We start from the raw sequence: 13,628 nt of genomic DNA, 5'->3' as shown, positions 1-13,628 counted from the left end.
CACGGCGACCTGTACGACGACATCTACACCCGCCCGGCCGCCAAGGAGGAATATTGGACGAATTGAGCAATCCTGTAGTATTCATGTTTTCAGGCCAGGGGTCCCAGTATTATGAAATGGGAAAAGAGCTTTACGCATCCAACTCCGTTTTCAGGAGTTGGATGCTGCGTCTGGATGAGGTGGTTCGGCAGGCTGGGGGCTGGTCAGTGCTGCCGGTGCTGTACGGCACGGGCAAAAAAAAGAATGAAAGTTTTGTTGACATACGTTTCACCCATCCGGCCATTTTCATGGTGGAGTATGCCCTTACCCAGGTTCTGCTGGCGGAAGGAATAAAGCCGGATTACGTATTGGGGGCCAGCCTTGGGGAATATGCGGCCGCAGCTCTGGCCAAAGTTATGGAAGCGGAGGAAATGCTGGAAATCCTGGTGAGACAGGCAAACCTGCTGGATACGCGCTGCAAGCCGGGAGGGATGCTGGCCGTTCTTGCCGAGCCGGCACTTTACCAACAGGATGAATTCATCAATGAAAACAGCGAAATGGCGGCAGAGAACTATTCTACACATTTTGTTTTGTCGGGAGAACTGGAAAAACTTGCCTTGTTGGAGCGTTACCTGAAAAAAAAAGGCATTATCACTCAGCAATTGCCGGTTTCTCACGGCTTTCATTCGTTCCTGCTGGACCCGGCGGCCCAGGAATACCTTGCGTTATTGAAAACAAAAAAGTTTAATCCGCCTCTTATACCGATGATTTCCTGTCTTTACGGGAACCAGGCAACAAGTGTTGGGCCGGAGTATTTCTGGGAAGTGGCCCGCCGGCCCATTCGGTTCGCCAGGAGCATAGAATTCCTGGAAAACCGGGGCACTCATGTTTATCTAGACCTGGGGCCTTCGGGCACCCTGGCCGGTTTTGCAAAACGCTTGCTGGCAAAAGGGTCAAAGTCTTTGGCGCTTCCCGTACTGACTCCTTTCGGGAAAGAGTTGGACGGTTTAAGTAAGATTCGGGATTTGATTCCCGCAGTGGTAAAAATCAAAAAGGAAAGGACGGTTCAAAAAATGACCGCTTACTTGTTTCCCGGCCAGGGTTCTCAGCATAAAGGGATGGGGAAAACGCTGTTCGACGAGTTTAAGGACTTAACAGCCCAGGCCGATGAAATCCTGGGGTATTCCATAAGGGAACTCTGCCTTGAGGACCCGGAAAACAAACTGACGCAGACGCGCTATACGCAGCCGGCTTTGTATGTGGTTAATGCCCTGTCGTATCTGAAGAAAATTGAAGAAACGGGGAAAAAGCCGGCTTATACGGCGGGGCACAGCCTTGGGGAATACAACGCGCTGTTAGCGGCGGGCTCCTTCGATTTTGCCACCGGCCTAAGGCTGGTTCAAAAGCGGGGGGAACTGATGAGCAGGGTTGCGGGAGGGGGGATGGCCGCGGTTATTGGGTTAAGCCCGGCAAAAATCGCGGAGGTCCTCGAGGCCGGCGGCTTTAAGTCAATTGATATTGCTAATTTTAACAGCACTTCCCAAACCGTTATCTCAGGTCCTGCGGAAGATATCGAAAAAGCCAGGGCGGCGTTTGAAAAAGCAGGAGCAAAAATGTATGCCGTTTTGAAGGTCAGCGGAGCTTTCCACTCCAGGTACATGGAGGAGGTTAAGGCGGAATTCGCCGAATTCCTTGATAATTACCAGCTCATGGACCCGATAATACCCGTTATTTCCAATGTCCGGGCCAGGCCTTATCGAAAAGGGGAGGTAAAAAGGAACCTGGTGGACCAGATCACAGGTTCGGTTAAGTGGCTGGACAGCATCAGGTATTTAATGGGAAAAGGCGTCGTGGAGATGGAACAGGTGGGCCCAGGGAACATCCTGACAGAGCTCGTTAAAAACATTTTAAAGGAAGCGCAGCCGCTGTATGGAGTTGACGAAGAAAAGGACGAAGCGGAGCAGGAAACAGCCGGGGTCAAGGCATTTGTAGAAGAAACGGCAGCGCCGCATGTGCAGCAGGCCGAGGAGGCCGGACCGGTACGGCAAGACATTGAGGTAACCGCCTTTACGCTTGGCGACAGGGAGTTTAAAAAAGATTACAATCTCAAATACGCCTACCTGGCCGGGTCCATGTACCGGGGCATATCATCCAAAGAAATGGTGGTCAGGCTCGGCAAGGCTGGAATGATGGGCTTTTTCGGGACGGGCGGCCTTGATCCCTACACGGTGGAAGAGGCTATCCGGGGAATTCAAAGCGAGCTGTCAAACGGAGAACCCTACGGCCTGAATCTTGTTTATAATCCCGTTGATCCCGGCTGGGAGGAAAATATGGTCGACCTTTTCATAAAATACGGGATTCGCAATGTGGAAGCATCGGCTTATATGAGTGTGAGTAAGGCCTTGGCCAGGTACCGCCTGAAAGGACTGTACCGGAACGATGAAGGAAAAGTGAGGGCGGCCAACAGGGTTATCGCCAAGTTATCCCGGCCGGAAGTGGCCGAGATTTTTCTCAGCCCGGTTCCCCAAAGGTTCGTCGACAAACTGTTGGCCGAAAAAAGCATCACCAGCGAAGAAGCACGACTGTCACCAGAAATAGCGCTGGCTGATGATATTTGCGTGGAAGCAGATTCGGCCGGCCATACCGACCGGGGCGTTGCTGCCGTCCTGATGCCAGCCATGCTTAAACTGCGGGATGAAATGATGGCCAAGTACCGGTATCCGCATAGAATCAGGGTCGGAGCGGCGGGAGGAATAGGCGCCCCGGAATCGGCGGCCGCCGCTTTCATTTTGGGAGCCGAGTTCATTGTTACCGGTTCCATTAACCAGTGCACCGTCGAGGCTGGGACCAGCGAGGTAGTAAAGGACATGCTGGAAGATATCAATGTTCAGGATACCGACTACGCCCCTGCGGGTGATATGTTTGAGCTCGGGGCCAAGGTCCAGGTCTTAAGGAAGGGAGTATTTTTCCCGGCAAGAGCCAGCAAGCTTTTTGACCTCTACCGGCGCTATGATTCTCTCGAAGAGCTGGACGAAAAAATGAAGGAACAAATCCAGGAACGTTATTTTCAGAAAAGTTTCGAGGAAGTCTGGGAAGAAGTTTGTTCTTATTGTCCGGCCCACGAAATCGAAAAGGCCAGGAATAACCCAAAGCATAAAATGGCCCTGGTCTTCAGGTGGTACTCTGGTTATTCAACACACCTTGCTTTGAAGGGAGTCACGGAGAGGAAGGTTGACTTCCAGGTCCAGTGCGGGCCAGCCCTGGGTGCTTTTAATCAATGGGTCAAGGGCACCCCCTTGGAAAAATGGAAAAACCGTCATGTGGACGAGATCGGCCGGAAATTGATGGAAGAAACGGCGCTGCTGTTGAAAGTAAGGTTTAAAGCTCTCTGTGGAGATGGAGGTAGGGGTGAGATGGCATGACGCGCAAAGAAATTCTTATCGCCTATAAGGAAGGCAAGCTGTCGCTGTTTGAAGTGCGGGAGAAGCTTCGCCGGCTGGCGCGGCAGTCAGGCAGGAGCGCCCTGTCCGAAGGGCAGAAAGGGTTGTGGGCCTTGCAAAAAATCGCGCCGGAATCGAGCGCCTATAACATTCCTCTTTGTTTCCGGGTATCCGGGAAGCTGCACCCCGACAGTTTCAAGAAAGCCTGTTCTTTTGTTGTGGAGCAGTATCCCGTTCTCGATAGCGCCGTAAGAGAAGAAAACGGAGTACCTTACCGAACCGTTTGCCCTTCTCAGTCGCCTGATTTCCGGCAGGAGGACGCCTCGGGCCTAAAAAAACATGAAATCCTCTCGTACTTAAGAAAAAAGGCCAAAGAACCGTTTTCATTGGAAAACGGGCCGCTGCTGAGGGTTCACTTTGTTTCCCTTTCCGAACAAGAACACTATATACTCATCGTTATACACCACATCGTCTTTGACGGCTTCTCGACGGTCATCTTTTTGGAGTCACTGTTAAACGCGTATAGTGAATTTGTGTTGGGGAAGGTTCCGCAACCGGTTTCTTCTGTTTATGATTATAACGACTATGTCGAATGGGAACAAAATATGCTGGTTGGAAAGGAAAAAGAAGAACAGTGTTCCTATTGGAAACGGCAGCTGTCGGGAGAACTGCCGGTGCTGGAAATACCCGCCGACCGTCCTCGTCCGGGGAAAGCGAGTTTTGCGGGGGAAACGCACACAAGTATTCTTTCGCCGGCCTTGAGCAAAAAGCTGAGGGCTTTAGCCCGTGCCCAAAACGTTAATATGTCCGTCTTCCTTTTGGGTATCTATAAACTCTTGTTATACCGGTATTCAGGCCAGGAAGACATTATTGTCGGCATGCCGGTGATGGTGCGGCCGCGGGAAGAGTTTTCTTCGCAGATTGGCTTTTTCATCAATATGATACCGGTGCGCAGCCGCATAGCCGGGACCAAGCCTTTTGCAAATTTCCTGCAGGAGTTGAAGGCAACTCTTGCCGATGGACTTGATCATTCAGCTTATCCTTTCCCCGTCCTGGTCCGGGATTTAAACGTGCCCCGCATTAGCGAAAACTACCCGGTGTTTCAAACGGCTTTTGCTTACCAGAATTTCGACGGGGCCAAAAGTGTGCAGCAGCTGCTTAAGCGGTATAGGGACGTAATTGCCGCGGAACCTGTACCCGGTATTCACCAGGAAGGCGAGTACGAGCTGGAATTGGAAGTCTTTGAGCAGGAAGACGGTTTCATGCTCAATTTCAAATACGACCCTGGCATATTTGATTCTTCCACAATAGCGCGGCTAAGCGGGCATTTTCATCACCTGGTCAAAGAAACAGTAAAGAAACCCGCGACGGCGATTGACGATTATTCCCTGTTGTCCGAGCAGGAAAAAAGAACTGTCCTTTACGATTGGAACGCCACGGAGGCCAGCTACCCGGCTGATAAGTGTTTCCATGTCCTCTTCGAAGAGCAGGCCCGTAAAACACCCAATGAGACGGCCGTCTTTTATGAAAACGAATTTCTCACTTACCAGCAGTTGGACGAAAAAAGCGCGCTCCTTGCAGCATACCTGCAAGCACAAGGGGTCCGTCCGGACTGCCTGGTGGGGATTTGCGTAGAGCGCTCCCTGGATATGGTCGTGGGACTGCTGGGAATTTTAAAGGCAGGCGGGGCCTATGTGCCGCTGGAGGCTGACTTTCCGGCGGAAAGGTTGGAGTACATGCTCAGGGACAGCAAAGCCCCTTTTATTTTGACTCAATCGGGTTTGGCGGATAAAGTATCACGGCTGTGCGGCGAGAACGTAAAAACGATTGTCATGGACAAAGGCTGGGAAGAAATAGCGAAGACAGCACGGGGCATAAAGAAGCTGAAACGGGAAGTGCGGCCGCAGCACCTGGCTTATGTGATGTATACATCCGGGAGTACGGGAAGACCCAAGGGGGTCATGGTTACTCACCAGGGATTAACCAACTTCCTGACCGCCATGGCCGGCACAGCCGGTTTGGCGGCGCGGGACACGCTGCTGGCCGTAACCACATACTGTTTTGACATTGCCGGGCTGGAGCTGTATTTGCCGCTGCTCAGTGGGGCCAAAGTGTGCATTTGCAGTTCGGAAAAAGCAAAAGACGCGGAAAAGTTGAAACTTGAGATCGAAAGGGTTAAACCGGCCGTCATGCAGGCCACGCCGGCTACCTGGACGATGCTTTTCCATGCCGGCTGGAGAAATGAGGAAAAGGTAAGGGTCCTGTGCGGCGGGGAGGCTTTGTCTCCTGCGCTGAAAAATCGTTTTATGGAAAACCGCTGCGATGTGTGGAACCTGTTCGGCCCTACGGAGACGACAATCTGGTCCACGGCCAAACACATCACGCCGGCGGAACCAGTTACCATCGGCAAACCGATAGCCAATACCCAGGTCTACATCCTGGATAAAAACCTTAAACCTGTACCAGTTGGCATTCCAGGCGAACTCTGCATCGCGGGGGACGGGGTGGCCAGAGGGTATCTCAACATGCCTGAACTCACGGCCCAAAAGTTTGTCGCCAATCCGTTTACTCCCGGTAAAAGGATGTATAGAACGGGCGACCTGGCGCGGTGGCTTCCCAACGGGGAAATAGAGTTTTTAGGGCGCGTCGACTTCCAGGTAAAAATCCGCGGGTTCCGCATTGAGCCAGGCGAAATCGAATTGCGGCTTCGCGCGCACCCCGGAGTAAAGGACTGCGTCGTTGTTGTTAAAGAAGAAGAAAACAGCAAACAGCTGGTTGCTTATTACGTACCAGAAGAAACAGGCGGCGAAAGCGGTAAGGAAGGGAAAAACGATGAACGGCTTGGCCCGCAGCGGCTGCGCGAATATTTAAGGCTGAGCTTGCCCGAGTACATGATCCCTTCGTTTTTTATTCAATTGGACGAAATACCCCTGACCCCCAACGGAAAAGTGGACCGAAAAAATCTGATGGCCCGCAAGCTTAAAGTTTCACGGACAGCGAGGACTAGCACGCCACAATCAGCGATTGAAGAAAAACTGTTGGGCATTTGGAAGGGCATCCTCCACGTTGACGATATCAGCACGGAAGACGGTTTTTTCGACGCGGGCGGCGATTCTGTTTCAGCCGTGGCAGTGGTGGAAAGGATAAGAAAAGAATTTGACTGCGATATTCCTGTCACCTCGCTGTTTAAATATTCCAACATCAAGGAGATGAGTTCGTATATCGGTGAAATAAAAGGCGCCAATGCCTTTTCCGAACAAGGGACGCCAGCGAAATACTGCGGCGTTAAAAAGTCATATCCCGATTATTACCGGGACAGCCTGGCTATTATCGGGATTTCATGCCATTTCCCCGGAGCGAAAAACCGTTTTGAGTTTTGGAACAATTTGAGATTGGGCCAAGAAAGCGTCAGGTTTTTTTCGAAAGAAGAACTCAGCCGCTACGGTTTGCCGGCAGAAGTTTTGGAAAACCCGCGCCTTGTTCCGGCCCAATTCACGATTGAAGGAAAAGAACTTTTCGATCCGGGTTTCTTTAACATTCCCCCGAAAGATGCGGAGTTTATGGACCCGCAGTTGAGGCTGTTGCTGCTTCATTCCTGGAAAGCCATTGAGGACGCCGGGTATATCCCGGGGAACATCCCCCAGACAGGCGTGTTCATGGCGGCAAGCAACAGCCTTTATCAAGCGCTCTTTCCCTTTTTTGTTTCGAGTGGGATAAGGGTCTTGAAAGACTCGGACGAGTACGTATCCTGGCTTTTGGCCCAGGGAGGAACAATTCCCGCCATGATCTCACATAGATTGGGATTAAAGGGACCGAGCTTTTTTGTTCATTCAAACTGTTCCTCTTCGCTGGTGGGATTGTATTCGGCCTGCCAGAGCTTGCGGGCAGGCGAAGCCAGGTATGCCCTGGTGGGAGCGGCGACTGTTTATCCGTCGACGATTGCGGGGTACGTGCATCAACCCGGTTTAAACTTCTCCGGCGACGGGCATGTTAAAACATTTGACGCCTCGGCGGACGGAATGGTAGCCGGGGAAGGGGTTGCGGTCATATTGCTTAAAAACGCCCTGGAGGCAATAAACGACGGCGACCACATTTATGCGCTGTTAAGAGGAATAAGCGTCAATAATGACGGTGCGGAAAAAGTGGGTTTTTACGCGCCGAGTGTGAAAGGCCAGGCCGAGGTGATAAAGAAAGCGCTGGAAACAACAGGGGTTCACCCCGAATCAATAACTTATGTTGAAGCTCACGGGACGGGCACAAAGCTTGGAGACCCAATTGAATTCGCGGCTTTATGCGATGCTTACCGGCAGTACACGGCCAAGACGCAGTTTTGCGGAATCGGGTCGGTCAAAACGAACATCGGGCATCTCGATACGGCCGCGGGTTTGGCCGGTTGCATCAAAGTCGCTTTGAGCCTTTATTACGGCGAGATTCCTCCCTCCATTAACTGTAAAGTACCGAATCCCAACCTGGAGATGGAAAAGTCGCCGTTTTACCTTGTAGATAAACTAAACAAATTCGAAAACGCCCCTGCCCCCATCAGGGCGGCGCTGAGTTCTATGGGCATGGGTGGAACCAATTCCCATGCCATCTTTGAACAGTATATAAATGGCGGCGAGCAAAATGAGAACGACGGGGAACCTGGCAGTAAAGGCGGGCCCTATCTCGTTCCTTTGTCGGCGAAGAACAGGGAACGGCTTATTGATTATGCCGGAGACCTGCTGGGTTTCCTTGCCGGAACGGGCAGATTCCCTGAGGCGCCGGGTGAAAACTCAATCCAGCCCCCGGTGTGTTTGGCCGACCTGGCGTACACGCTGCAGGTGGGGCGTGAAGCGATGGAAAACAGGGTGGTCTTTGTCGTAAGCGACAGGGATGAACTAAGGCAAAAGTTAAAGGATTTTATCGATAACCAACAGGAGATAGAGGGCTGTTTCAGAGGAGAAATAAAACGGGGCGGCGACAATGCCGGATGGCATGGGAAGGAAGAAGACTGCAAAGAAACTATTGCCCAATGCATAGCAAAAGGTGAATTGAAAAAAGTAGCCAGTCTATGGGCCAAGGGGATAAATGTGAATTGGGAGTTGTTGTATCCCCACGGGAAACCCCGCCGGGTCAGTTTGCCTACCTACCCGTTCGCTCAAGAGAGTTACTGGCCTCGAAGAGAGAGCGGCAGCAGTCCGGAAATGGATTTAAGCAGCGACCGGCCCCTGGCTGGAGCAGTCATGCTGGTCCCGGCCTGGGAAACGGTTTTGCCGGCATGGGGTGAAACCATCCCCGCCGCCAGTGGAAGGCTTGTCATTGCCGGTGGAGATGAAGAAAAACGGAAAGCCGTTATGCGTATATTCCCGGCTGCGCAGGTTCTTGAGATTCGCCGGACGGATACCGTGGAGGAAATAGCCGGCAAATTAAAGGCAATCGGGCCTTTTGACCATGTAGTGTGGTTATCTTCCAACTTTTCTGTTGAGAACATGGACGGCGACTCCTTGCTTGAAGGACTGGAAGAGGGCGTGTTCCAGGTTTTTCGCCTGGTTAAGTCCTTGCTTGGTTTAGGATACGGCACGGGCAGGCTGGGACTGACTTTTGTCACTGTCCAGGCACAGCCTGTGCATAATAAGGAACGGGTTAACCCGACACAGTCAGCCGTCCACGGGTTTATAGGCTCGCTGGCCAAAGAGTACCCCGGTTGGATGGTCCGGCTGGTGGACCTGGAAGAAGGTTGTTCATGGCCGCTGGAAGACATGTTTAAGCTGCCGCCGGATACTTGGGGAGAGGCCTGGTTTTACCGTGATGAAAAATGGCACCGGCAGAAACTGGTTGCCGCGGAAGGTGTTAAACCGGGACAGCCGCTGTACAAACCGGGCGGCGTGTATGTCGTAATCGGTGGAGCCGGCGGTATTGGGGAACTCTGGAGCGAATACATGATTCGCCATTACCGGGCACAGGTCTTTTGGCTGGGCAGGCGAAAAGAAGACCAGACCATCAGGGCCAAACTGGACAGGCTGGCCGGCATGGGACCCGCGCCACAATATATTACGGCGGATGCAACCGACAGGGAAGCTTTGCAGCGGGCTTGTGAGCAAATAAAACAAAAACACCCGAAAATAAACGGTGTGGTTCATTCTGCGGTGGGATCTTTTGACCAAAGCTTGGCCAGTATGGATGAGGAACGTTTCCGGGCCGTGCTTGCCGCCAAGGTTGATGCCAGTGTGCGGTTAGCGCAGGTTTTTGGCCAAGAATCAATTGATTTTCTCTTGTTTTTCTCTTCGCTGAACGCCTTCATAAAAGAACATGGGAAGAGCGGGTATTCTGCAGGTTGTGCGTTTATGGACGCTTTTGCCCACCAGCTTTCCAGCGAATGGAACTGCGCGGTCAAAGTAATGGACTGGGGATATTGGGGCGACGTCGGTGCCGGCGCGGTAATGCCCGAAGCGTTTAAAAAGCGGATGGGTCAATACGGAATAGAAGCGCTTGAGCCGGCGGAAGCGATGAAGGCATTGGAACTGCTGTTGAACGGACCGCTGAATCAGGTCGCGCTCATGAAATTTACTAAAAAGACGGCCCTGCCAAAAATGAGTTCTTACGGCCCGGTTATGACTGAAGGCACGGACAGCGGCAGTGAGCTTAAGGACAAAGTGCGTGCTTTTTTGATTGAAACCGTGTCGAAATTACGCAGGGTAAATACCGGGGAAATAGATGCCGGCGCCGGGTTTGAAGACTATGGCTTCGATTTGACGGAAATCGCCGCGCTTGCCGGTAAACTCAACGAAGAATACAATCTCAATCTGGCTCCGAGGGTGATTAGCGACTGTAAAACCCTCAACGGTTTGGCTGAACACGTGGCGGAAGAACTTGGCGGGAACAATATGCAGACTAGCCCCAAGCCGACACTGGCCAGGCGGAAGAGCACTCCTCAGACAGACCAAGGGATCGAGTTTCACGTAAGGGCAGTAATCCGGGAAAGCACGGCGGGAGCGTTAAAAATAGACGAGGAACAAATCAGCGAGGATCTTGGTTTCTCGGAATTCGGCGTGGATTCGATTATTGCAGTCAACCTGGTGAACACGATTAATAAGAAGTTGAATACCGACTTACAGGTGACAGTACTGTTTGATTACAGCAACGTCAATAAACTTGCCCGGTATATTGTTGAAAACCATAAATCTGAATTAGCTTCTTTGCTGCCCGATGATGATCCTGGCATGGAAAAGGACAGTTTTGAAGTTCGCGGCGGCTTTGAAGTGGTGAATGATGAACGGCAAATCCAAAAAGATGCTATTGCGATTATCGGAATGAGCGGGCTGTTTGCCGGGTCAAAAACGGTGAACGAGTTGTGGGAACACCTGGCGAATGGTGACGACCTGGTGGAAGAAATAACCCGGTGGAACCTTGCGGAGTATTTTGCGGGGACTCCGCTGGAAAAGGCAAATTATTGCAAGTACGGCAGTTTTATAGATGATTTTGATTGTTTTGATCCCGCCTTTTTCAACATCTCTGTACTTGAAGCCACCTATATGGACCCGCGGCAGCGGCTGTTCCTGGAGGAATCGTGGAAGGCCTTGGAAGACGCCGGGTATGCAGGCGAGGAACTTAAAGGGCGTTCCTGCGGCGTTTATGTAGGCTGCGGGGCCGGGGACTACCACCAGTTTTTAGGCAAAAACCCACCTGCCCAGGCGTTTTGGGGCAATGACAGCGCGCTGATCCCTGCGCGCATCTCCTATTATTTAGATATCTTAGGGCCTGCAGTGGCTGTAGATACGGCCTGTTCCAGTTCGCTGGTGGCTGTTCACCTTGCCTGCCAGGGATTATGGTCTAGGGAAATTGACCTGGCCCTGGCCGGCGGCGTGTATATTAATTGTACACCAGGCATATACCTACCGGCTAATAGGGCAGGTATGCTGTCGCCAACGGGGCGGTGTTATACTTTTGATGAACGGGCAGATGGCTTCGTTCCCGGCGAAGGAGTGGGAGTGGTTGTTCTCAAACGGCTTTCAGAGGCTGTTGCGGACGGCGATCATATTCACGGAGTGATCCGGGGCACGGGAATCAACCAGGATGGAGCAACCAATGGAATTATTGCGCCCAGCGCTGATTCACAGGAGCGACTGGAACGCTACGTATACGACAATTTTAACATTAATCCTGCCGAGATCCAGATGGTGGAGGCGCATGGAACAGGGACGAAACTGGGAGACCCCATTGAATATCAAGCGCTTACCCGCGCTTTCAGGCACTATACCTCTAAACGGGAATACTGCGCCATAGGATCAATTAAGTCAAACCTTGGACATACAATATATGCGGCAGGAATCGCTGGCGTCATCAAAATCCTGCTGTCTTTAAAGCATAAGAAAATTCCGCCGTCGCTGCATTTTAGGTCGGGGAATCCTCTTATCCAGTTCAAAGGCAGTCCTTTTTATGTCAACACGGCCCTGAAGGATTGGGATGTTGGAGATAATTCCAAGCGGTGTGCCGCGGTCAGTTCCTTCGGATTAAGCGGGACCAACGCCCATATGGTAATTGAGGAGGCTCCCAGACAAGAACGGCGTCATGCGCAAAAGGCTGGCTATTTAATTGTATTGTCGGCCGGGTCTGCCAGGCAGCTGGAACAGCAGGCGGAGCAAATGATCGATTATTGTGAGCGTGAGCCTGGTGTGGACTGCGGAAATATGAGCTACACATTACTGCTGGGGCGAAAACACCTCAATCACCGCCTGGCCTGCATAGCCCGCACTCAACAAGAACTGGCCGGATTGTTGAAAAAATGGCTGAAAGAGGGCAGGGCGCCGCAAGTCTACCACGCGGAACTGCCTGGTACTACGCAACAGGAACAGCCGTCAATCAAACGTTACGGGAACCAGTGCCTTGATAACTGTAGGAACGCGGCCAACAACAGCGATTACCTGGAATCGCTGTCAGCAGTTGCCGAGTTGTACGCGCAAGGTTATAACCTGGAATTCAAACGGCTGTTTGCCGGTGACCAGTACTGCAGAATCCCGTTGCCTACATACCCGTTTGCCCGGGAGCGTTACTGGATACAAGACGTTGAAGACGGTGCACCCGCTCAGGCGGTGGTCCGCGGGGTTGAAAAACACATCCACCCGCTTCTGCATCGGGACACCTCCGACCTCATGGAACAGCGGTTCAGTTCGACTTTCAGCGGACATGAATTTTTCTTGGCCGACCACCGCATAAAAGGCCGGCGCATATTACCAGCGGCTGCGCATCTTGAGATGGCGCGGGCGGCAGTGGAACAGGCGGCAGGATTCAAGAAGGAAGGAATTACTGGTATCAGGCTCAAGAATATAGTCTGGAGCAGGCCGCTGGTGGTGGGAGAGGAACCTAAAGGGGCGCATATAAGCCTGAGGCCGGAGGCAAACGGCAAGCTGGCCTTTGAAATATACGGGACGTCGGGAGAAGGAAAAGAAGTTTACAGCCAGGGATCGGCCGAACCGGGGATAGAGGTTTCAAGCCCGTCATTAAGTATTGAGGAGTTGAAATCGAGGTGCGGGCGCAAAAATTTACCAGCCCGGCAGTATTATGAGGCTTTCACGTCAATGGGTATCGACTACGGGCCCGGGCACCGTGGGTTGGAAGAGGTGTATATGGGTGAAGGCGAGGCCCTGGCGAAGCTGAGCCTGCCCGGAGTTTTGTTAAGCACCAGTGGAGAGTATGTGCTGCACCCATCCCTGGTGGACGCGGCGTTCCAGGCTACCTTGGGACTGACAGCAAGCCTGGGGGTTGCGGGGGAGATGAAGCCGGCGCTGCCCTTTGCCCTGCGGGAATTGGAGATATATGAGCGGTGCGGTGTTGAGATGTGGGCATACCTCAGGTTCAGCGACAAAAAACCCGCCGGGGAGAAGATAAAAGAAATTGACATCGACCTGTGCGACGACCGGGGCAGGGTGTGCGCGCGGTTAAAAGGCTACGCTTCCAGGGTGCTGGACAAAGGGGCCGGCTTGGAGAAACCCGCAGCCGGCGCGGGAGCAATGACGGCGCCAATCGAAATAATTGACCGCGGCGGCGAGGGAGCGGAAAGTGAGCTAAAGGAAAGAGCGATACAGTACCTGAAAGCGCTGCTTGCCGGGATAATCAAACTGCCGGCGCAGAAGATCGAAGAAGACGCGGCGCTGGAGAAATACGGGATCGATTCGCTTATGGCCATGCAAATGACGGGAGAACTGGAGAAGGCCTTTGGCCCGCTGCCGAAGA

Annotated in this window: 2 protein-coding genes; both read left to right on the top strand. The window is 52.5% G+C overall.

Features of this window, described 5'->3' with window-relative positions; all coding sequences use genetic code 11:
• Positions 1-53 precede the first annotated feature (53 nt).
• Positions 54-3,401: an ACP S-malonyltransferase gene (gene fabD, locus NUV48_14660; GenBank protein ID MCR4443372.1), complete on the top strand. Its 3,348-nt coding sequence runs from the start codon at positions 54-56 to the stop codon at positions 3,399-3,401.
• The coding region (locus NUV48_14655; GenBank protein ID MCR4443371.1) for an amino acid adenylation domain-containing protein at positions 3,398-13,628 on the top strand (10,231 nt) is incomplete at its 3' end. The genes fabD and NUV48_14655, both read left to right, overlap by 4 nt.

The organism is Peptococcaceae bacterium, assembly GCA_024655825.1.
Lineage (GTDB): Bacteria > Bacillota > Peptococcia > DRI-13 > PHAD01 > JANLFJ01.
Note: the sequence above shows the minus strand (reverse complement) of the source record. Positions and strands in the feature narration are given on the sequence as shown.